We start from the raw sequence: 20,995 nt of genomic DNA on the forward strand, positions 1-20,995 counted from the left end.
GCCGGCCCTAGAACAGCAACATGTCATCGTGAATATCAGATTGAACCACCCCCTGCAGGGTAACGCTGCTGCCTTGGGCGGAAAACACCACCCCCTGCTCCCCCTGATCCAGATGCGCCCGGACCTCCGCCGCCGAGCCGAAACCGAAGCCCTCGAAGACCAGCAGGTCCCAGCGTTCGAGATCGGCCACCACATGGGTGCCCCGCGCCTCGGCGCGAAAGACGAAGCGATCCGAGAGCATGCCGCCGACCAGCAGGTTGGCGCCGCCGCCGCCGTCGAGCAGGTCGTCCTCTCCGGGCCCGCGCAGGAAAGCCAGCAGGTCCGGCGCGCAGCGGGCGGTGAACTCGGCGCTCTGGGAAAAGCCGCGCACCACCTCGGCGCGGGTCACCCCCGCCTCGAGCCGCGCGGTCCAGTTGGCCTGCCCCGGCGCGTCGCCCTCGCGGCCCAGCACGTTGCGATAGAGCTGCGCGACAAAGCCCGCCGCGTCGAGCGCGCCGTAGCTCTGGTGGAACTCGGCGCTGGCGGTGAACCCCTCGACCACCTCCAGAGACGACCGGCCCTGCGCCAGCCGGGCGCTCCAGTTCAGCAGGCCCGGCAGATCGGGGGCGCGGTCCAGAACCGCCTGGTAGAGCCGGAAGACATCATCTACCCAGCCCTGCTGCAGCGCCTCGCGGCTGTGCCCGACCGCCCCCGCGGCACTGGCGGCGATGAACTCGGGGCTTTCGGAGAACCCCAGCACAACCCGCTCGCGGCTCAGGCCCGTCTCGAGCCGCGCGGTCCAATTGCCCAGCCCCTGCGGCTCGGGCTCCCGGCCCAGCACGTTGCGATAGAGCAGCGTCACGAAACCGGCGTCATCGGGGGCGCCATAGGTCTGGCGGAACTCGGGCGCGCCGGTGAATCCCGCCGCCGCCGAGACAAGATCGCGCTCGCCCGAGAGCAGCCGCGTGCTCCAGTTCCAGAGCCCGGTCGCGTCAGGGGCGCGGTCCAGCGTGGCGCGGTAGAGCCGGTAGACCGACGCCGCGACCGGATCGAAGCCGGGATCGCTCACCGCGCCGCTCAGCACATCGTCCCCCGGCCCGCCGAGCAGCAGGCTGCCGGCGGCGGTCGGCGTTCCGCCCGGAGAGCCCCCCGGCGACCCTTCTGGCGGCTCGTCCGGCGGTTCAGGCTCTGATCCGGGCTCTTCCTCCTCCGGCACCTCCTCCACCGGCTGCGGCTCGGGGATCGGGCTGGTGCCCAGATGCCACAGGTCGCGCAGGTCCCCGATGTCGAAATCCGCCGCCGAGAGCGGGGTGCCCGCGGCGCTGCGCACCTGCAGCACATCCCCGCCGATCTTGATCCGCGCGCCGGTGGAACTGGGGGTGATGGTCAGCGCCGCCACCGTGTAGAACCGCCCCATGCCCGAGAGGTCGATGCGATCCACCCCCGGCTCGAAATCGTCGATCCGGTCAAGCTCGCCATCGCCGCCGATCACGAAGACATCCGCCCCGGCGCCGCCGTGCAGCCGGTCCCGCCCCGGCCCGTCGATCAGCACGTCGTCTCCGCCGCCGCCGCGCAGCGTGTCATCGCCTGCCCCGCCCGCGACTTGGTCGTTGCCCGCGCCGCCCTGCCAGCTGTCCGCCCCGGCGCCGAGCTGCAGCCTTGCGCCGATCTGCCCCAGCTCGGCGCGCAGCAGGCTGATCCCGCCCCCGGCGCCCGGCGGCCCCTCGGGCCAGCCGCCGGCGACGTAGACCTCGAGCGCGGGGCCGGCCCCGCTGCCGCTGCGCGCCAGCGCCAGCGCCGCGGGATCGCTCAGCGCCATGCCCGCGTCATCGGCCAGCGTTGCCAGGTGCAGAAGCCGCCCGCCCGGCAGCAGGGTCAGCAGGCTGAGGCCGTCATCGCGGCCACCCGCCACCAGGTAGAGCTGGCCGTCCACCGTGAGGCTTGCCAGCGCGGTGACCCCGGCAAAGCGCGTGTCCAGATCGTCGCCGACAAGATCGGTGACCCGCATGCCGCCCTCCGCCGCCAGCGCCACCACCGCCAGGTGCCCCGAACCCGCGCCGATCAGCGCATAGCTCTGCCCGGCCACCCGGGTGACCTCGAGCAGGGTCGGCGTGTCGAGAAACAGCCCGTCGTACACCCGCAGCTGGCGCATGTCGCCGAGCGCGCCGGAGGGCGATATTTCCCATGAATAGAGACTGTTTTCCCCGGGCGAGAGCGCCAGCACCCGGCCCTGCGCGCCAAGCTCCGCCACCGCCAGCGCCGAAATCGGGCCCGTGCCGCCAGCCGCGGCCACCGTGCGCAGCACGCCCCCGGCTCCGGCCTGCCAGACCTCGATCCCCGCGCCCTGCCGCCCCGCGCCGACCAGAAGATCCGCGCCGTCGCCCTGCCCCGGAAGCACCGCCAGATCCGCCAGCGCCCGCGCCGCGCCATCGCCGTATCGCAGCGAAACCCGCTCCGCGAGCGCGCCACTTGCGCCGAGCCGCCAGCCCTCGATCCCCGCGCCGGCGCGGCCCGGCACCAGCAACATATCTTCGCCGCCGATCTCTGCGGCGAGCAGTCGGCGTGGCGCGGAAAGTCCTGAATGAGAGCCTGCATAGCCCTGGACCGCGGTGATCCCCAGCCCCGCCGACCAGCCCAGCAGCCCGGCCCCGGCGCTGTAGAGATGCAGGCCGCCCTCCGCAGGCCACGCCAGCAGCGCCGATATCCCCACCATCTGCGCCGCGCCCGCCGGAGCGAGTGCGCCCCCGGCAAACTGCGTCGTCACATGGCGGAGCTGCGCCATCTCGGCTCCTCGGTCCTGACCGGCATGAGTTCCAGCTATGCCCGCACGACCCTCGCCACGTGGTTAACGACGTGCCCTGAAATCCGCGCAAAATGTCTCGCATTGTCGAGAACTGCCGCGCGCAGTTGCGCGCTCCGCCGCGCTCCGGCATGACCTAGGGCAAGAGCCCCGGCAAAGAGACCCTCCATGCGCGCGCCCCAGCCCCCCTCGGGGCAGATCCGGATCACCATCCTGCTGGCCACCTGGAACGGCGCCGCGCACCTGCAGGAGCAGCTCGAGTCCTACCGGGCGCAGACCCATAAGGCCTGGGATCTCTGGGTCAGCGACGACGGCTCCAGCGATGCCACGCTGGCGATCCTCGAGGCCTTCCGCGCCGCCGAGAGCCCTCGCCGCGAGGTGCGCATCGTCGCGGGGCCGCGGCGCGGCCATGCCGCCAACTTCCTGTCGCTGCTGTGCCACCCCGAGCTGCCCGCCGGTCCGGTCGCGCTCTCGGACCAGGATGACGTCTGGCTGCCCGGCAAGCTGGCGCTGGCGCTCGCGGCGCTGCAAAATGCCGGGCCGGTGGCGCTCTACGGCGCGCAGAGCATCCACACCGACCAGGCGCTGCGCCGCATCGGCGGCTCGCGCCCGCCACGCGGCCGGCCCTGTTTCGGCAATGCGCTGACCCAGAACGTGGTGAGCGGGCACAGCGCCACGCTCAGCGCCGGGGCGCTCGAGCTGGTGCGCCGCGCGGGCGTGCCCGAGGGCATCCCCTACCACGACTGGTGGCTCTACCAGCTGGTCAGCGGCGCCGGCGGCGAGATCGTCATCGACCCGGCCAAGGTGCTCTATTACCGCCAGCACCTCAGCAACGCGATGGGCGCGCACCAGGGTCTCTCGGCGCGGCTGCTGCGGGCGCGGCAGGTGCTGGGGCGGACCTACGCGAACTGGATGGCCGCCAACCTCGCGGCGCTGGAGAGGGTCTCGGGGCTGCTCACACCGGAGAACCGCGCCCTGATCGAAACCCTGCGCGCGGAGCGTCCGCATCCGGGACTGTCACGGATGCTGACCTTCCGCCGACTCGGCCTGCACCGGCAGACCCGGCTGACCACGGTGAGCCTCTACCTCGCCGCGGCGCTGGGGCGGGTCTGAGGCGAAACAGTCTCTGATTAGGGGAAATATGGCCAAGCGGCGGGCAGGTTCAGGCGCGCCGCTTCATGTTCTCCTCGTGCTCGCGGATGCCCCGGTCGACGTCGTCGTGGAAGGTCAGGTGGCCATCTTCCAGCACCACCACCGCGTCGCAGAGCTGGCTGATCTGCTTCATCGAATGGCTCACCACCACCGCTCCGGCATTGCGCATGCGCTCTTTGAAGAGCGCGTCGCTACGCGCCTTGAAGGAGGCATCGCCCACCGCGGTGATCTCGTCCACGAGGTAGGTGTCAAAGGCGATGCCCATGGAGGTGCCGAAGGCGAGGCGCGACTTCATCCCCGAGGAGTAGGTCTTCAGCGGCAGGTGGAAATGCACCCCGAGCCCGGCGAAATCCTCGACGAAGGCAATGAGCTCGTCGGTGTCGACGCCGTAGATTCTCCCAATGAAGCGGCAGTTCTGTGCGCCGCTCAGTTCGGGATGAAAGGAGCCGGCAAAGCCCACCGGCCAGGAGATCGAGCCCGAGGAACTAATCTTGCCCGAGGTCGGCGGCTCGGTGCCGGCGATCATCTTCAGCAGCGTCGACTTGCCCGCGCCATTGCGCCCCAGAAGCCCCACCGAGCGACCGCTGGGGAAGGTCATGGAAACATTCTCCATGATGGTCTTGCGCTTGCCTTCCATGACGAAGGTCTTGCTGACGTTCTCGAAGCGAATCATGTCCGGCGCGCCCTTAGCGGCGGTCCTTGACCGAATAGGCCACGAGCATCGCGGTCGACCAGAGCAGGAAGAGGAAGAGCGAGACGACCATCAGCAGCGTGCCCCGGCTCGGGTATTCGGCGGTCTCGGCGCTGGTTGGCTGCATGTAGGCGGCAAGATAACGGCTCTTGCGCTTGGCATCGGCCAGCGCGCTGTCATAGGCGGCTAGCGCTGACAGGTACGCGCGCTCGGCGAACTCACGGTCAACCGAGAGCCGCTCATAGTCGCCGACCAGGTCGGCGAAGACCTGGCCGTTCGCCCCCGAGCCCTCAAAGCCGAGCTTCTGGCGCTCGGCCTGGATACGGGTGCGGATCACGTCGAGCCGGCGCTCGGCCTGGCCAACGCGCGGGTCGTTTTGCTGCGAGGTCTCGCGCAAGAGGTCGAGCTCGATGATCTGCTCGGCTTCCTGGGCCTGCAGGTTGCTCAGCAGCCCGGCCTGGCTCTGCAGGTCGATCTGCGGGTCGATGATCTGGGTCTCGTTGCGGAAGCGGGTGACCGTCTCGCGCGCCACCTTGAGCCGCTCGACCGCCTCGTCGAGTTCGTCGCGCGAGTAGCTGATCGCATCGGCGCGTGCCACAGCGCTGAGCTCGTTGATCACGTCCGAGCTCTCGTCGAGCAGGGTCTGGGCGATCAGCGTCGCATCCTCGGGACGGAAGGCGCGGACCTCGACCTCGATCAGCCCGGCGCTGTAGGAGATGCGGACCATGTCGCCCCAATAGGCCAGCAGCTGCTCGATCGAGGCATTCTTCTCGAGTTTGAACACCGGGTCCCAGCCCTCGGGCGACCAGATCGCGTGCAGGTCAATCTTCTTGTCGATATCCGAGACCAGCTTCTGACTTTGGATGAACTCGTAGAGGATGTCGGTATCCGAGGAGCTCGAGCTCGACAAGTTCGTCAGCCCGCCCAGCAGGTCGACCGCCGACGTGGCATCCTCCTGGCGCACGGTGAAGCCGACCCGAGAGGCGTATTGATCCGCCGCCACCAGCCAGAGGTAGAGTGCGGTGAGAATGCCCGGCAGCACGACGCCGCCGAGGAAGCTCAACAGCATCAGCTTGTGTCGACGCCGCGGCTTCGCCGCCCCTGCTGGCGGGCGGGCCGGAGCTTGGGGCACGGCCTTCGGACCTGGCTTGCGCGGCTGGCCCGGGGCAGGCACGACCGCCGGGCGCGGCAACCCGGGTGCGGCCTTCTGCTCGGCGGGGCTGCTAGGCTGGGCGGAACCGGGCTGAGCCTGTCCCCCCTGCTGCGGCTGCGCCTGCTTGGCAGCCTTGTCCTTGGCGGGTTGTGTCAAACGAGCCCCATGGGAATGTCCTTTACCTCAAGGCAATGCTAATACACCTCAGACGCACAAGATACCAGTTTCCGGAAGACCCCCAAATGAGCACCGAAGGTTTTGCGCCGCCGCCCCAGAGCCCTGCCCCAGCCACCGTCTCGGGCCGGCGCTCGTTTCCCGGGGCACGCTCGGTCGCCGCGCTGGTCCTGCGCGAGATGGCCACCAGCTACGGTCGCTCTCCAGGCGGCTATATCTGGGCCATCCTCGAGCCGATCGGCGGCATCCTCATGCTGTCGCTGGCCTTCTCGGCCTTCCTGCGCAATCCCAGCCTCGGGATCAGCTTCCCGATGTTCTACGCCACCGGCATGCTCCCCTTCCTCATGTACAGCGAACTGCAGGGCAAGATCGCCAGCGCGCTGAACTTCTCGAAACCGCTGCTGGCCTATCCCACGGTGACCTTCGTCGATGCGATTCTCGGGCGCTTCATCCTCGGGGTGATGACCAAGCTCCTAGTCAGCTACATCATCTTCGGCGGTATCATGCTGCTAGAAGAGACCCGAGTGACGCTCGACTTCCTGCACATCTTCGAGAGCTTCGCGCTGGCGGCGCTGCTCGGGCTCGGGCTCGGCACGATCACCTGCTTCGTCTTCACGCGCTTTCCCATGGCGCAGCAGGCCTGGGGCATCGTCACCAAACCGCTGTTCTTGGTCTCGGGCATCATTTACCTCTACGAGACCATCCCCCATCCCTACCAGAGCTACCTGTGGTACAACCCTCTGGTGCATATCATCGGCATCATGCGCAAGGGCTTCTACCCGACCTATGACGCCAACTTCGCCTCGCCGGTCTACGTGCTCTCCATCGCGCTGATCAGCTTGGCCCTCGGTCTGCTGCTGCTCCAGCGCTACCACGCCGAGATCCTGAACCGCTGAGCCTATTCTCCTCCCTTGGCCTTCTCCCCTATCCTAATACTTCATCCCCCCGGAACCACATGCCCACGCTTTTCCTTCATGTCGGTCTGCATAAGACCGGCACCACCAGCCTGCAGAAGGCCTTTTTCGACAACCGTGCCGCGCTTGAACGCCAGGGGGCTCTCTATCCCCGCACCGGCCTTTCCCCGAAGCCGGTGAACTGGGGACATCACGAACTGGCCTATGCCTTGCGCCATAAGCTCCAAGGAACCGAGATGTGGCAGGCTCTGCGCAAGGAAGCCGATGACGCCGGGCTGCCGAACGTGGTGGTCTCTTCCGAGGAGCTTTCGCTTCTGCCCTTCGCCAGCCTGCCCGGGTCCGCAGCCTTCAAGCTGATTTCCAATATCTTCGAAGGCTACGATGTCCGGCTGATCTGCTACCTGCGGCCGCAGGCGGAGATGATCACCTCGCTCTACAACCACCATGTCAAATCGGTGGGCGAGAAACGCGACGTTCTCGAGTTCCTCGCACAGGTCGCCCCGCGGCTCGACTACCAGAACTATCTGAACGTCGCCGCCCATGGGCTCGGCACCGACGCCATCGAAGTCCGGCTCTATCAGAAGAGCCAAATGAAAAACGGCGACATCATCTCCGACATGGCCGACCGGCTCGGCATCGACCTCACTCGAGGGTTTACCTTGCGTCAGACCTCCCTCAACTCCGGACTGACGCGCGAAGGCCTCCAGGCCATGCTTGAGGCCAACCGCCGGCTCGCGGGCGACCCCGAGCGGCTCAAGGCCGAGCGCACCGCCATCGTCGAGCGGCACCGCGCACCAGCCTTCTACCGCCACCAGCTGCTTTCGGACGAGATGCTGCAGGTGATCGAAGCGCTCTATCGCAACAAGAACCGCCAGATTGCCCGCCGCTTCCTCGGACGCGACGAGCCCCTATTTGCGCTCAGTTCCGAAGCTGAAGCCCTGGCGTAGAGACCAACCGCGCCTCGGCGAGCGCCGCCAGCAGATCGGCGGGATCCATACGCGTCCCCTGCGGCACCGGCAAGAGCGCCCCGGGTGCGCCCTGCGCCAGGGCGCGGGCCACCGCTTCGCCCTGGGCGCCGAGATCGAAGCTCACCACCGGCAGGCCGGTGGCCAGCATCTCGTGGGTGGTGAAGGAGAAGGTCTCAGGCCAGATCGAGGGCATCAGCCAGCCCGAGATCCCGTAGCGCGCCACCAGCCCCGGCAGGTCGCGCAGCTCGTAGCTGCCATGCACGAGGCTCGGCGGGGCGAGCTTGTAGGACGGATCGATATGGCCCAACAACACAAGTCGCGCGGCCCCCGAGCGCGCGAGATCGCGGCTTAGTTCCTGCAAGAGCGCCACGCCCTTCTGCTCGCCGATATTGCCCAGCACGCCGATCACCGGCGCGCCGTCGGCCCCCGCGCCCGGCGCGATGCGTGGCGGCGTGGCGGGCAGCACATGCGGCACCACGGCGATGCGCCCCGCGATCTGCGGATAGGCCTGAAGCAGGATGTCCCGGCTCGAGCCGGAGAAGACCACCACCCGCTCGGCGGCCTGCATCAGCCGGCCCCAGGCCTCCTGCCAGTCGCGCAGCGAGGCGCGCTTGCCGCCGGGCCGCTCGTAGACATGCGCCGGGTCGGCCTCGAGCGGGCCGCCCGCCACCGGCACGCCGCGGTAGAGGCCATCCTTGCCCAGCAGCGTGTAGGAGGGGCTCACCGGGAAGAAGTCGTGCAGCAGGATCTCGACCGGGTGCCTGCCCTTCCCGTCTTCCCGCTCTGCCAGCCGCAGCAACCGGTCCGGCAGCTCCGAGGCATCGCGTTCATGCACGCCGCAGGAATAGACGATGCGCCGCTCGGGCAGCAGCGCCACCAGTCTCTCGACAAGGACAAAATCGTTGGTCAGGCCCTGGGTGAGCCCCGTCGACCCGTAGAGCTCGAGCTTCCAGCGATGGCCCTGCCCGACCCGCAGCACCAGTGCCGCACCGCCCGCGGCCACCTCCTGCGCGATGCGGCCCTGCAGGTAGTTCTCGGCGCCGCCGCCGAGCGCATGGGCGAGGTAGACCGGCACGGGCCCCGCTTGCAGCGCGGCCTGCCGACGCGCCGCCAGCACCAGCCCCAGCGCCAGCCGCGGGGTGTTGAGCGGGTCGCGGCGGATGAACTCCTGCACCTCGGCGTCATAGCCCGGGTAGCGCCCGGCGAGCACCCGCAGGTTGCGCTCGAGCAGCCGCTGCTTGTCGGCGCTGCCGAAGGATTGCCCGCCGCGGTGCTCGACGAAGAGGTTGGGCGCGCAGAGGTGCCGCCCGCCAAGCTCGGCCACCTTGCGGCACCAGTCGTTCTCCTCGCCGTAGCCGCGGCCGAAGATCGTGTCGAACTGCGGCACGCGGGCAAGGAAGCGCGGCGCCAGCGCCATGCAGAAGCCGACCCCGGTGGGCGCCTCGGCCAGCCCGGCGCGCGGGTCGAACCCCGCCGCCACGCGGTCGAGCGCATCGACATCGCCGGGCGCCAGGTCGTTGCGCTGGCAGATCACCGGCACAGTGAAGATCTCGGCATCGTTCGACATCGGGGTGACCGAGGCGACATCGGGGTCGGCCAGCGGCGCAAGCAGCCGCGGCAGCCAGCCCGCGGGCACCATGGCATCGGAATTGACCAGCACCACCGGGTCCTCGGGCCAGCGCGCCAGCGCCTCGGTGAAGCCGCGGTTGACCGTGCCGATGAAGCCGAGGTTCTCGGGGTTTTCCAGCAGGGTGACCTCGGGCCGCCCCTCGGCCCAGGCGCGCAGGAAGGGCCGCACCTCGGGGTCGGGCGAGGCGTCGTCGATCAGCAGCAGACGCCAGGCCGTGCCGGAATGCGCGGCGATCCGCTCCAGCACCTCGGGCAGCAGGTGGAAGGCATTGTAGACCGGAAGGATCAGCGTCGCGGCGCGCTCGGGCGGGCCAGGCGGCAGCGCCTCCGGCAGCAGCGCCGAGATCATCTCCACCGCCTCCGAGCGCGGCACCAGCCCGAGCCGCTCCTTGACCACCTCGCGCGCGCCGAGATCGCCCTGCCATTTCCAGCGGTAGATCACCGGCGCGAGCGCCCCCAGCGTCGCCACGAAGCGCAGCGCCATGGGCAGCCGCGCCCGCATAAGCGTGGCCTGGGAGAAGCCGGGCAGGCTCTGGCCGGCCTTGGGCAGACCCTCGCCGCGCTCGGCGACGAGATCGATCGGCCCGGTCTCGCAGGGGATGTCGAGCGCAAAGCCGCGCCGCGCGCTGCCGCCCTGCACCAGGTCGGGTACGGTCCAGGCACGGGTGCGGTTCACCGCGAGCCCGATCCGCTCGGCCTCGGCCCAGCCCTCGACATGGATGCGGTGCCGGCGCAGGGCGATGCGGGTGATCTCGCCGTAGGCGGCGCCCCCTTCATCGGTGAGCGAGGTGCCCGGGAGATCCCGCGCGATGTTCATCTCGGCATAGCGCTCGAAGATGCGGTAAATCCGGCCCAGCAGCACGCGTCGTCTCCTTCAGTCTTCCGGCCCGCTTACAGCACGATCCGTCTTCTAACAGGCCCTGCCCGGCGCCGCGCGAAAATGTTTCGCAGCGAAACAAATGCCGGAACAGAGCCTGTCATGGTGTTTATCCGCCGAACCGGGCCGAGAGCCAGGCGGCGAGATCCGCGCCCAGTTCGGCATCCGCGCCCGGCCCGTCGATCTCGAGCCGTGAGCCGCGGCGGCGCAGGGTGAGCCCCGGCCATTGTGCCAGGGTCTCGGGCGCGGGCTTCGGCTCTACCTCGGGGGTTTGGCTCTGGATCGGTGCGGGCTCGGAGACCGGCTTCGCCGCCATGCAGCAGGTCAGGATTTCGCGCTCCGCCGCGGCATCGGCGGGGGGCGTGGCCTTCAGCGCCTGCGCGATCTCCCGCGCAAGTCCCGGACGGTCGCGCAACTGCTGCGCCAGCTCCAGCCCGGCCCGCTCGCTCAGCGCTTCGGGAAAGCGCAGCGCCCGGTCGAGGCTCTTCACGATGGCGATGAAGGAATTGATCTTCGAGCGCCGCGCCCGCGGCACCGAGGCGAAGAGCGTGGCCAGGGCGGATTTCTCCGAGGCGAAGACGCCGCGCTCGGCGGCCTTCACCACGATGCGCGCGCGCTCGTAATGGCTGAGGTTGGCGCGGATCTCGTTCTCCTCGATCATCGCGACATAGGCCGCGTGGCCGTCCTCGGGGCGGCGAAGCAGCGCCTGCACCGTGCCGAAGCGCGCCTCGCCGGTCTCGTCCCGCAGCGCCGCCAGCGCCCGGCAGCGGCGCCAGCCCGAGAGCAGCCCGTAGGCGGCGCGGCCGGGCAGGGCGACCACCTCGATCGGCGTCTGCTGGCCGCGCGCCCGCAGACTGTCGCGCAGCGCCTGCGCCTCCTCCGGGTCCTCGGCGATGCGGTCGCGCACCAAATGGGTCATCTCGATCTGCTCGAGCGGCAGCTCCAGCACCAGCTTGCCCTCGCGCCGGGCAGCCTCCCAGCGTTCCGAAAGCTCCTCGAGCGCGGCGCTGGCCGCGGCCCCTGCCGCCACGTCGGCGATCGGCGCCGCCCGCCGCGAGGCGGTGAACATGGATTTGGTCTCGAGCGCGGCTGCGGGCTCGCTGCTTTGCGGGCCGGTCTCGAGCGGGGTTAGTCTCTTGCGCTTGGCCATCCGTCTGCTCCTGTCAGGAAAGGGTCCAGGCACAAGCCCGCCCGAACTTGGTTAAGACGGGGTAAGCCCGTCGCGCAGAAAATTGTTTCGCAGCGAAACAGAGTCTCATTCGGCGGCCTTCAGAGCCTGTTCGTCGCGCCGCCAGCTGCCGAGCAGCAGCTGCTTCAGCGCCGCGTAGGTGGCGTCGAAGGTCTCGCGGCCGCGGGCATAGGTCTCGCGGTTGAAGTCGCGGTAGTCCGCCTCGTAGATGCCGCGCACCTGCTCGCCGGCCTGGCCGATGAGCGCGGTGAAATCCTGCCGGTGCGGCGAGAGCACCGGGCCGAGGTAGGCCTGCATCAGCGCGGCGAGCTCGGCCTGCTGGGTGCCGTCGTAGCGGGTGATCACCGCGCGCACCGCGTCCCATTGGAACGACAGCCCGTCGCGGCCCAGGGCCCGGGCGGCCATGTTCTCGGCCTCCTCGATCGAGGAGAAGGTCGAATGCAGCATGTCGAAGAAGCGCCCCGTCGAGTCGAACTCGAGGAAGGAGGCGCCGAGCGGCACCAGCAGGATGTCGGCGGCGGCGAGCCCGTTGATCGTCAGGTAGCCAAGGGCCGGGGGCGTATCGAGGAAGATCACGTCGTACTGGTCGAGGATGCCGTCTTCTTCGAGGCTTTCGGTCAGCGCATCCCAAAGCTTCCAGCCGCGGCCCTGCATGCGCCAGACGGGGATCTGGAACTCGGCCCAGTAGAGGTTGAGCTGCGCGCCGATGAGATCGATGTTCGGCCAATGGGTCTTCTGCACGAGGTCCGGGGCCTTGATCTCCAGCGCTTCGGTCAGCGTGTCGTCGAGCGGCAGGGGGGCCTCGCCGCGGTCGAGCCGGCGCTGGTTCTCGCCGCGCAGGTGACGACCGTAGTGGCGCGCCAGCAGCGGGAAGACCGTCTGCCATTCGTCCTCGACCTTGCCGCCGAAGATCGAGGTCATCGAGCCCTGGCTGTCGAGGTCGATCACCAGCACTTTGTAGCCGTCGAGCGCGGCGGACATCGCAAGATGCGCGCAGGTCGAGGTCTTGCCGACGCCGCCCTTGAAGTTGGCCACGGCGACCATCTTGGCGGGCAGCCCCTCGGGGCGCCAGGGCAGGTAGTTCTTGGTCTTCGACCCGCCGGCGGCGAAATGCGCCCGCAGCCGCAGCACCTCCTCGAAGGTGAACCACTTGGCGCCGCCCTCGGTCTCGGAGCGGCCCTGCGGCAACTCGGGGTTCTGCTTCAGCACCCGGCGGAAATGCCCCATGGCGACGGGGATGAGATAGCGGGTGATCTCCCAGGTCGAGAAGAGCCGCAGGCTGCGGCCACCGTTCTCCTCGAGCCCGCGCCCGGCAAGATCGCCCCGGCCCGCCTCGCAGGCCTGGGCGATGGCGGAGAACCCGGAGGTCTCGAAGGGCCCGCCGAGGGCGCTCAGCGCGGCATCGGGATCGATGTTGAAATAGGGGGGGAGCTCGGTCTTGATCTCGGCTTTCATGTCCCTGCTCGGCCTTTATGTGTGGCGTTTTTTGCAGAATATCGAAAAACTGCGCACATGAAAGCAAAAGCTGCACATCCGCAGATTTTCTCAGCAAATTCGTGGTTTTGGGAGAGGGCAGGTTGCTGCGAGCCAGGGCAGCCCTTTTCTGCGGTGTTGTTATTTTTTGTTAGTTTATTCGTTACGGGCTGGGAAGCACTTTCCCAAGTCTCTGATACTGAACGGCAAAAATGCATCGCTGTGCACCGCTCCGACTCTGAACCCACGTTGAGCCGACTCTGAACCCACGGCAAAGCGACTCCGATCCCCCGAACTCGGGCTGGACGGGGGCTGTGGATAAAACTAGGCTGAGCGTCACTGAAACCCCGAAAGCGGGCGGGCGCAGATCCGCCGCGAAAAACCGGGGGCCGGGCAGGCAGGACGAGACGATGAGCGCAGCGACACAGCCTCCCGCGCAGGGGGCGGACCACTCCGGCGGCGGGCTGCTGCCCGACCGTCATCCGACCGCCGACTTCTTCGTCTGTGACATCTTCGATGCCGCGCCCAAGGATGATCTCGGCTCTATGGAGCACCCGATTTTCTCGCTCTCGACCCGGCCCGACCGGCGGCTGCTGAGCTACGCGCACAACGGCACGCAGATCGACGTCATCCCCTCGGTCAAGGGCCGCGCCACGATCCACGATAAAGATATTCTGATCTACTGCGTCAGCCAGCTGATGGCGGCGCTGAACGCCGGCCGCGAGGTCTCGCGCACGCTGCAGCTCAAGGCGCATGACCTGCTGGTTGCCACCAACCGCGACACCTCGGGCGACGGCTACACCCGGCTCAAGGATGCCTTCGAGCGGCTCGCCGGCACCCGCATCACCACCAACATGACCACCGGCGGCCTCGAGACCACCCGCGGCTTCGGTCTCATCGAGAGCTGGGAGATCGTCCGCCGCTCGCGCGGCGGGCGGATGATCTCGGTGACGGTGACGCTCTCGGAATGGCTGTTCCGCGCGGTGCTGGCAAAATCGGTGCTGACCCTCAGCCGCGACTACTTCCGCTTGCGCAAGCCGCTCGAGCGGCGCCTCTACGAGCTGGCGCGCAAGCATTGCGGCAAGCAGGCGAGCTGGCAGGTCTCGGTCGGCACATTGCACAAGAAGTCCGGCTCCGCCGCGCCGCTGCGGGTGTTTCGCGCCGCGCTGCGCAAGATGATCGCCGAGGCGACGCTGCCCGATTACACGCTGCGCGAGCTGCCGGGCGATCTCATCGTCATCGAGCGCCTGCGCGTCCCCCGCACGGCCACCACCACCGGACCGCATCTGTCGGAGGATGCCTTCGAGGCCGCCCGCGCCCTGCGCCCCGGCGCCGACGTCCACGCGCTCGCCGCCCGCTGGCGCGGCTGGTGGGAAGAGACCGGCCGGCCGCGCCTTGGCAATGCCGACGCCGCCTTCCTCGGCTGGGTGAAGGCGCAACGGTGAAGGTGAAGAGATGCTGACCTTCGACAGAATTGTTTCGCTGCGAAACAAGGCCGGACGGCTGCTCGGCCGGGGCAGGGGGGCGCCGCGTCCGGCCGAGCCGATCCGCGAGCGGGTGGTGCTGTTTCATTTTCCGAAGACCGGCGGCACCTCGCTGCACGATTTCCTGGTACCGCACTTCCCGCGCGAGACGATCTGCCCCGAGCGGCTGCGCAACCTCGACCGGCTCGATTCAGCGCAACTGGCGGCCTACCGCTATGTCTCGGCGCACATGGATTACGAGCGCTTCCGGCTGATCCCGGCGCCGCGCTACGCGATCACCTTGCTGCGCGAGCCCAAGGCGCGGATCCTGTCGCTCTACTATTTCTGGCGGGCGCACTCCTGGAAGGTGATCGAGGAGCGCGGCCTGCACGGCCCGCGGAGGGCCAAGGAGTTGGGGCTGCTGGAGTTCCTGCGCCACCGCACCGGCGGGCTGCCCTCGGACACCGACAACTATTATGCCCGCAGCCTGCTCGGCCGGCATTGGGTCGGCCCCCGCGGCGAGATGCGGTTGAGCGATGAGGAGGCGCTTAGCGCGGCGCTGAGCCACCTGGCAGAGTTCGACACGGTGGGCATCACCGAGGACATGCCGGGGCTCTTCCGCCAGGTGAGCGCCCGGCTCGGGCTCGTGATGCCCGAGGAGCTGCCCTGGGCCCGCTCGTCGCGCAGCTATGGCGCGCTGCCGGACATGGAAGAGGTGGTGCGCGAGGCGATCACCCCCGAGATCGACGCCGAGCTCGATCGCCTGACGCGGCTCGACCGGGTGATCTACGAAGAGGCAAAGCGCCTGTCCAGCGGGTGACGCCCTGACTGCGGAGTCGCGGCAGATCTGCCGCGTGGCTAGGCCCCGGCATCGCTGCTGGGCAGGGGGCATGAAAAAGGGACCGCGGCGGGGCCGCGATCCCTTGGAGGACTGAGGGGGGGAGCTGGGCCGGAGGGCCCGCCGCCTCAGACCAGCACCATCCCGGCGTTCAGATCGGCCATCGCGGTGTCGTGCAGCGTGACCGTGACGTCCTGATCCATGAAGACCAGGTCGTCGCCGACCTCGGTCATCTGGTCCATGGCCGCCTCCGCGCTGCCGTAGCCGAAGGCGCTGAAGTCGAGCATGTCCCAGCTCTCGAGATCGGTCACATCATGGCTGCTGCCGGCCTCGGCGCCAAAGACGAAGCGGTCCGAGAGCAGCCCGCCCGAGAGCGTGTTCGCCCCGCCGTCGCCCATCAGCACGTCGTCGGTGCCCTGCTCCATCACCCAATCGGTGACGTCATCGGCCATCGACATGCGGAACTCGGGGCTTTCGGAGAAGCCGAGCAGCACCTCGGCCCGGCTCATGCCGCCGTCGAGACGGGCGGTCCAGTTCGCCAGACCCTGCGCGTCGGCGCCGCGGTCGAGCACGTTCATGTAGAGCGCGTCGACATAGGCGGCATTGTCCAGCCCGCCGTAGTCGCGGGTGAACTCGGCGCTGCCGGTGAAGCCCGAGGCCACCTGCCCGAGCGAGAGCTCGCCGGTCTCCAGCCGTTCGGTCCAGTTGTAGAAGCCCCCCGCGTCGGGGGCGCGGTCGAAGGCGGCCTGGTAGAGGCGGATGATCTGGCCGCTTTCCACCTCGGCGCTGCCCGTGGTGGCGAAATCGCCGTAGATCATGTCATCGCCGCCGCCGCCGCCGATATTGTCCGCGCCCTGGTCGCCGTAGAGCGTGTCATTGCCGCCCGCGCCGCGCAGGATGTCGTCACCCATGCCGCCCGAGGCCCAGTCGGCCATCATGCCGGTCGAGGCATTGACCAGGCCCTGGTCGCCGTCGGCCCAGCTGCCGGTGTGGATCTCGTCGTTGCCGGCGCCGCCGTAGATCGTGTCGGAGCCGTCGGCGCTGGCGTCGAAGGTCAGGCCAAGCGCGTCGGCGACGCGGCTGTCGTCGTCACCGGTGAGGATGTCGTCCCCGGCGCGGCCGCGGATCACGTCATTGCCCGCGCCCCCGGCGAGGCCGTTGTCGTAATCCGAGAGCATCAGCCCGCCCGCGGCACCGCCATCGGCGGCATCGGCCAGGTTGTCGTCCTCGACCGAGGCATCGACGAGGTCGTCTCCCGCGCCGCCATGCAGCACATCGCGGCCCGTGCCGCCCGAGACCGTGTCATTGTCGGCGCCGGCGGCGATGCTGTCGTTGCCGCCGCGGGCGTCGATGAAGTCATCGCCGGGGCCGGCGTTGAAGCTGTCGTCGCCCTCGGTCAGGGTGATGCGCCCCGAGGTCATGGCGCGCTGCGCGGCGAAGAGCGCCATGGCCTCCTCGAAGCTGGCGCTCTCGATATCGCCGGCGGCGGCGGGCAGGATGCCGGTATAGCCGTTGGTGCCGCCGTCGACCTCGCCGCCGGTGCCTTCGCCGATGCCGTCAGGCACCTGCACCCCGTGCAGCACGATCTCGCGCAGGGTCAGCGGCATGAGATCCTCGGCGGTGTAATCGGTCATCGACACCGGGCTGAAGAAATTCTCGTCATCGCCCAGATCGTAGCTCTGGACGAAGGCCAGCATGCCGCTGCTGTCGGCCATGGGCATGGCGCCATCCGCGGCCGAGACCAGCGGCAGCAGCACGTCGCCGTATTGGCCGAGCCCCTCGATCACCTCGACCATGCCGTCGGCATCGGCGTCATCGGCCAGCGTGGGGGCGGTCGAGTCGATCGGGTTGCCGCCCTCGTCGAAGAGCCCGTGGATATGCTGCGCATGGGTCTGCGACGGGGTCATCCCGCTGGCCGCGATGGCCACGTTGAGATAGGCGCTGCCATCCTCCTCGGTGGCCATGGCAAGGACCGCGGAGGCCTTGACGCCGGAGCTGTTCAGGGCGGTGAAGTCGACGGTCCAGAAGGCATCAGCCCCGGACAGGAAGGTCTCGAAGGACCGGTAGGAAGGCGCCAGGTGGGCCATTGGTGATCTCCTCTCTCATCAGTGGTCGCACCGGAGGAGACACGGAAGGCTGGCGGGAAAAGTTTCCGGCAGGCTTCGCACGGATCCGTGATCGCGCCGGGCAGGGGCCCGGCCTGTCATGAAAAAGGCCCCGGTGATGCGCCGGGGCCTTTCGTATTTCGGCGAGCCGTCCCTCTTACGGGATCAGCCGTGCGATGATCAGGTCCGCGGCTTCCTCGGGCGTCATCTCGGTGGTGTCGATGCGCAGCTCCGGCGATTCCGGGTGCTCGTAGGGGCTGTCGATGCCGGTGAAGTTCTTCAGCTGGCCCGCGCGGGCCTTGGCGTAGAGACCCTTCACGTCGCGGCCCTCGGCCACCTCGAGCGGCGTGTCGACGAAGACCTCGACGAATTCACCCGGCTGCATCATGCCGCGCACCATGTCGCGCTCCGAGCGGAAGGGCGAGATGAAGGCGGTGATCACGATGAGGCCCGCGTCGGTCATCAGCTTGGCCACCTCGCCGACGCGGCGGATGTTTTCCACCCGGTCGGCCTCGGTGAAGCCGAGATCCTTGTTGAGCCCGTGGCGCACGTTGTCACCGTCCAGAAGGAAGGTGTGGCGGTTCATCCGCGCCAGCTTCTTCTCGACGATATTGGCGATGGTCGACTTGCCCGAGCCCGAGAGGCCGGTGAGCCAGAGCACGGCCGGCTTCTGGTGCTTCATCGAGGCGTGGTGCTCGCGGCCGATGTCGGTGGCCTGCCAATGCACGTTCTGCGCCCGGCGCAGCGCGAAATGCAGCAGCCCCGCGGCGACCGTGTGGTTGGTCAGCTTGTCGATCAGGATGAAGCCGCCGAGGTCGCGGTTCTCGGCGTAGGGGGCAAAGGGGATCTCGCGGTCGGTGGTGATGTTGGCCACACCGATGGCGTTGAGATCGAGCGTCTTGCTGGCGAGGTGCTCCTGGGTGTTGACGTTCACCTCGTACTTCGGCTCGGCGACGGTGGCCGAGACGGTCTGGGTGCCGATCTTCAGCCAGTAGGCGCGGCCCGGCACCAGCTCGTTCTCGTCCATCCAGACGATCGTGCTCTCGAACTGGTCGGCGACCTCGAGCGGCGCCTGCGCCGCGACGATCACCTGCCCGCGCGAGCAGTCGATCTCGTCGGCGAGGGTGATGGTGACCGACTCGCCGGCCACGGCCAGATCCTTGTCGCCGTCCATGCTGACGATGCGCGCCACACTCGAGGTCTTGCCCGAGGGCAGCACCCGCACCGGATCGCCCGGGCGCAGCTGGCCCGAGGCGATCATCCCGGCAAAGCCGCGGAAGTCGAGGTTGGGGCGGTTCACCCATTGCACCTGCATGCGGAACGGGCCGGCCTGGTCGCGGGTGTCCTCGACCTCGACCTCTTCCAGCAGCGGCAGCAGCGCCGGGCCGTCGTACCAGGGGGTGTTCTCGCTCGGGCCGGTGATGTTGTCACCCTTGAAGCCCGAGATCGGCATGGCGGTGAAGCTCTCGATGCCGATGCTCTCGGCGAAGGCGCGGTAGTCGGCGACGATGCGCTCGAAGGTCTCCTGCTCGTAGCCGACCAGGTCCATCTTGTTGACCGCCAGCACCACGTGGCGGATGCCGAGCATGTTGACGATGTAGCTGTGACGGCGGGTCTGGGTCAGCACGCCCTTGCGCGCGTCAATGAGGATCACCGCGAGATCGGCGGTCGAGGCGCCGGTCACCATGTTGCGGGTGTACTGCTCGTGGCCGGGGGTGTCGGCGACGATGAACTTGCGCTTCTCGGTGGCGAAGAAGCGGTAGGCGACATCGATGGTGATGCCCTGCTCGCGCTCGGCAGCGAGCCCGTCGACGAGCAGTGCGAAGTCGATCTCTTCACCTTGCGTGCCCGAGCGCTTGGAGTCGGATTCCAGCGCGGCGAGCTGATCCTCGAAGATCATCTTCGAATCGTAGAGCAGCCGGCCGATCAGCGTCGACTTGCCGTCATCGACGGAGCCGCAGGTGATGAAGCGCAGCATGGTCTTGTGCTGGTGCGCCTCGAGATAGGCATCGATGTCCTCGGCGATCAGCGCGTCGGTCTTGTAGATGGGGTCCTGGGTGGTCATGGCGTGTCCCTGAAAACTGGGGCTGGAAGGGGAGGGTGGCGCGGCGCTGTCGCGGCGCTCAGAAATAGCCTTCCTGCTTCTTCTTCTCCATCGAGGCGGCCTGATCGTGGTCGATCGCCCGGCCCTGGCGTTCCGAGGTGGTGGTCAGCAGCATCTCCTGGATGACCTCGGGCAGGGTCTGCGCCTCGCTCTCCACGGCGCCGGTCAGCGGGTAGCAGCCGAGCGTGCGGAAGCGGATCGAGCGCATGACCGGCTCCTCGCCGTCCTTCAGCGGGAAGCGGTCATCATCGACCATCAGCAGCAGCCCGTCGCGTTCCACCGTCGGGCGCGGCTGCGAGAAATAGAGCGGCACGATCTCGATGTTCTCGAGGTGGATGTACTGCCAGATGTCGAGTTCGGTCCAGTTGGAGATCGGGAAGACCCGCACGCTCTCGCCCTTGGTCTTGCGGGCGTTGTAGAGCCGCCAGAGTTCCGGGCGCTGGTTCTTCGGATCCCAGCGGTGGTTGGCCGAGCGGAACGAGAAGACGCGCTCCTTGGCGCGGGATTTCTCCTCGTCGCGGCGGGCGCCGCCGAAGGCCACGTCGAAGCCATACTTGTCGAGCGCCTGCTTCAGCCCTTCGGTCTTCCACATGTCGGTGTGCAGCCCGCCATGGTCGAAGGGGTTGATGCCGCGCTCTTTCGCCTCGGGGTTCTGGTAGACCAGGAGCTCCATGCCCGCGTCGGCGGCGGCCTTGTCGCGCAGCTTGTACATGTCCTGGAACTTCCAGGTGGTGTCCACATGCAGCAGCGGGAAGGGCGGCGGCGAGGGGTAGAAGGCCTTTTTCGCCAGGTGCAGCATGACGGCGCTGTCCTTGCCGACGCTGTAGAGCATGACCGGGTTCTCGGCCTCGGCGACGACCTCGCGCAGGATGTGAATGCTTTCAGCTTCCAGGCGCTGCAGGTGGGTGAGGGTCTTGGTGTCCATCGGGGGGCCTCTGGTCGGAACTGTACTGAAGGCCTCATCTACCCTTGCTGCGGATGCGAAAAACCTCCCATATGGGGGGTATCTGGCGAGAAGGCGGGGCATGTCCGACGAAACCGAGATCCTCGCGGCGCTCTTTGCCGCATCCATGGGCACATCGGGGGGCACCTCAGGCGAGGGCGCGGAGAGCGAAGAGGGTCTCTGGCAGCACTTCCTCGCCCGGCTCGCCGCTGCCACTTTGGCCGAGAGCGCGCTCTTGCGGCTTTTCTGGCCCGGCAGCCCGGTGACGGGCTGGCACGTCGGCCCGGCCTGGGAGGGCCCGCCCGAGAGCGTGGTCGAGCGCATGCGCAGCGGCCGGGTCTATTCGCAGGTCGACCTGCCGGACCCGGGGCCGGCGGATCCGGCGGCGCAGGGCGAGCCCCTGCCGCTGCGCGCCCTGCGCTGGCGCCTCGGCCGCGGCGGGTCCGGTGGGTCTGGCGGCACCCCGGGCGCCCGCGTCCTGCTGGCCCTGCGCCGCCGCGGCGAGGATTTCCGCGCCGTCGACGGCCTGCAGCTGGCCAATCT

The 20,995-nt window shown here is 68.6% G+C and carries 15 protein-coding genes; 6 read left to right on the forward strand and 9 right to left on the reverse strand.

The features are described 5' to 3' along the window. Positions 1-7: 7 nt before the first annotated feature. The gene (locus tag G0D83_RS19155) at positions 8-2,761 is read right to left on the reverse strand and encodes a DUF4214 domain-containing protein (protein WP_164196370.1); all 2,754 of its coding nucleotides are present in this window, start codon (positions 2,759-2,761) and stop codon (positions 8-10) included. A 186-nt stretch (positions 2,762-2,947) separates the two neighbouring features. Here G0D83_RS19155 and G0D83_RS19160 point away from each other — a divergent pair, with 186 nt between their 5' ends. Further along, a complete protein-coding gene (locus G0D83_RS19160) occupies positions 2,948-3,892 on the forward strand; it encodes a glycosyltransferase (protein ID WP_164196371.1) in 945 nt (314 codons plus the stop codon). A 49-nt stretch (positions 3,893-3,941) separates the two neighbouring features. Here the strand turns inward: G0D83_RS19160 and G0D83_RS19165 are convergent, their stop codons facing one another. Both G0D83_RS19165 and G0D83_RS19170 read right to left on the reverse strand, forming a co-directional pair. Continuing rightward, positions 3,942-4,604 carry an ABC transporter ATP-binding protein gene (locus G0D83_RS19165; protein ID WP_164196372.1) on the reverse strand — a complete coding sequence of 221 codons (663 nt, stop codon included), beginning with the start codon at positions 4,602-4,604 and terminating at the stop codon, positions 3,942-3,944. A gap of 13 nt (positions 4,605-4,617) precedes the next feature. Next, positions 4,618-5,931 carry a hypothetical protein gene (locus G0D83_RS19170; protein ID WP_235958145.1) on the reverse strand — a complete coding sequence of 438 codons (1,314 nt, stop codon included), beginning with the start codon at positions 5,929-5,931 and terminating at the stop codon, positions 4,618-4,620. A gap of 86 nt (positions 5,932-6,017) precedes the next feature. Here G0D83_RS19170 and G0D83_RS19175 point away from each other — a divergent pair, with 86 nt between their 5' ends. Together G0D83_RS19175 and G0D83_RS19180 are read left to right on the forward strand one after the other, a co-directional pair. After that, positions 6,018-6,845: an ABC transporter permease gene (locus G0D83_RS19175; protein WP_164196373.1), complete on the forward strand. Its 828-nt coding sequence runs from the start codon at positions 6,018-6,020 to the stop codon at positions 6,843-6,845. A 59-nt stretch (positions 6,846-6,904) separates the two neighbouring features. After that, the gene (locus tag G0D83_RS19180; protein ID WP_164196374.1) at positions 6,905-7,810 is read left to right on the forward strand and encodes a hypothetical protein; all 906 of its coding nucleotides are present in this window, start codon (positions 6,905-6,907) and stop codon (positions 7,808-7,810) included. Here the strand turns inward: G0D83_RS19180 and G0D83_RS19185 are convergent. The 3 genes from G0D83_RS19185 to G0D83_RS19195 all read right to left on the reverse strand — a co-directional run bounded on the left by G0D83_RS19185 (position 7,782) and on the right by G0D83_RS19195 (position 12,981). Then, positions 7,782-10,322 (reverse strand): glycosyltransferase, encoded by a 2,541-nt coding sequence (locus G0D83_RS19185; protein ID WP_164196375.1) that lies wholly within the window; start codon positions 10,320-10,322, stop codon positions 7,782-7,784. The genes G0D83_RS19180 and G0D83_RS19185 overlap by 29 nt on opposite strands. Before the next feature lie 124 nt (positions 10,323-10,446). Continuing rightward, positions 10,447-11,487, reverse strand: a complete 1,041-nt coding sequence (locus G0D83_RS19190) for a ParB N-terminal domain-containing protein (protein ID WP_164196376.1) — start codon at positions 11,485-11,487, stop codon at positions 10,447-10,449. Positions 11,488-11,592: 105 nt separating this feature from the next. Continuing rightward, positions 11,593-12,981: an AAA family ATPase gene (locus tag G0D83_RS19195; protein ID WP_164196377.1), complete on the reverse strand. Its 1,389-nt coding sequence runs from the start codon at positions 12,979-12,981 to the stop codon at positions 11,593-11,595. 428 nt (positions 12,982-13,409) lie between these two features. Between G0D83_RS19195 and G0D83_RS19200 the strand changes: the two genes are divergently transcribed. Both G0D83_RS19200 and G0D83_RS19205 read left to right on the forward strand, forming a co-directional pair. Continuing rightward, positions 13,410-14,444 (forward strand): replication initiator protein A, encoded by a 1,035-nt coding sequence (locus G0D83_RS19200; RefSeq protein ID WP_164196378.1) that lies wholly within the window; start codon positions 13,410-13,412, stop codon positions 14,442-14,444. Between the two features lie 10 nt (positions 14,445-14,454). After that, complete coding sequence (locus G0D83_RS19205; protein WP_164196379.1) at positions 14,455-15,282, forward strand: sulfotransferase family 2 domain-containing protein; 828 nt, start codon at positions 14,455-14,457, stop codon at positions 15,280-15,282. Positions 15,283-15,428: 146 nt separating this feature from the next. Here G0D83_RS19205 and G0D83_RS19210 read toward each other — a convergent pair whose 3' ends face one another. The 3 genes from G0D83_RS19210 to cysD all read right to left on the reverse strand — a co-directional run bounded on the left by G0D83_RS19210 (position 15,429) and on the right by cysD (position 20,434). Continuing rightward, entirely contained in the window at positions 15,429-17,387 is a 1,959-nt protein-coding gene (locus G0D83_RS19210) for a DUF4214 domain-containing protein (protein ID WP_164196380.1), read from the reverse strand. Positions 17,388-17,562: 175 nt separating this feature from the next. Then, positions 17,563-19,470 (reverse strand): sulfate adenylyltransferase subunit CysN, encoded by a 1,908-nt coding sequence (gene cysN / locus G0D83_RS19215; RefSeq protein ID WP_164196381.1) that lies wholly within the window; start codon positions 19,468-19,470, stop codon positions 17,563-17,565. 58 nt (positions 19,471-19,528) lie between these two features. After that, entirely contained in the window at positions 19,529-20,434 is a 906-nt protein-coding gene (gene cysD / locus G0D83_RS19220) for a sulfate adenylyltransferase subunit CysD (protein ID WP_108970832.1), read from the reverse strand. A 100-nt stretch (positions 20,435-20,534) separates the two neighbouring features. Here cysD and G0D83_RS19225 point away from each other — a divergent pair. Beyond that, on the forward strand, positions 20,535-20,995 hold a 461-nt coding region (locus G0D83_RS19225), incomplete at its 3' end, for a hypothetical protein (protein WP_203595627.1).

Source organism: Salipiger sp. PrR003 (genome assembly GCF_010500785.1).
Lineage (GTDB): Bacteria > Pseudomonadota > Alphaproteobacteria > Rhodobacterales > Rhodobacteraceae > Salipiger > Salipiger pacificus_A.

Excerpts from the sequence above, each read along its gene's own strand:
- G0D83_RS19180 (WP_164196374.1), top strand. The coding sequence starts at position 6,905 with ATGCCCACGCTTTTCCTTCATGTCGGTCTGCATAAGACCGGCACCACC.
- G0D83_RS19155 (WP_164196370.1), bottom strand. The coding sequence starts at position 2,761 with ATGGCGCAGCTCCGCCATGTGACGACGCAGTTTGCCGGGGGCGCACTC.
- G0D83_RS19160 (WP_164196371.1), top strand. The coding sequence starts at position 2,948 with ATGCGCGCGCCCCAGCCCCCCTCGGGGCAGATCCGGATCACCATCCTG.
- G0D83_RS19165 (WP_164196372.1), bottom strand. The coding sequence starts at position 4,604 with ATGATTCGCTTCGAGAACGTCAGCAAGACCTTCGTCATGGAAGGCAAG.
- G0D83_RS19210 (WP_164196380.1), bottom strand. The coding sequence starts at position 17,387 with ATGGCCCACCTGGCGCCTTCCTACCGGTCCTTCGAGACCTTCCTGTCC.
- G0D83_RS19175 (WP_164196373.1), top strand. The coding sequence starts at position 6,018 with ATGAGCACCGAAGGTTTTGCGCCGCCGCCCCAGAGCCCTGCCCCAGCC.
- G0D83_RS19205 (WP_164196379.1), top strand. The coding sequence starts at position 14,455 with ATGCTGACCTTCGACAGAATTGTTTCGCTGCGAAACAAGGCCGGACGG.
- cysN (WP_164196381.1), bottom strand. The coding sequence starts at position 19,470 with ATGACCACCCAGGACCCCATCTACAAGACCGACGCGCTGATCGCCGAG.
- cysD (WP_108970832.1), bottom strand. The coding sequence starts at position 20,434 with ATGGACACCAAGACCCTCACCCACCTGCAGCGCCTGGAAGCTGAAAGC.
- G0D83_RS19195 (WP_164196377.1), bottom strand. The coding sequence starts at position 12,981 with ATGAAAGCCGAGATCAAGACCGAGCTCCCCCCCTATTTCAACATCGAT.
- G0D83_RS19190 (WP_164196376.1), bottom strand. The coding sequence starts at position 11,487 with ATGGCCAAGCGCAAGAGACTAACCCCGCTCGAGACCGGCCCGCAAAGC.
- G0D83_RS19200 (WP_164196378.1), top strand. The coding sequence starts at position 13,410 with ATGAGCGCAGCGACACAGCCTCCCGCGCAGGGGGCGGACCACTCCGGC.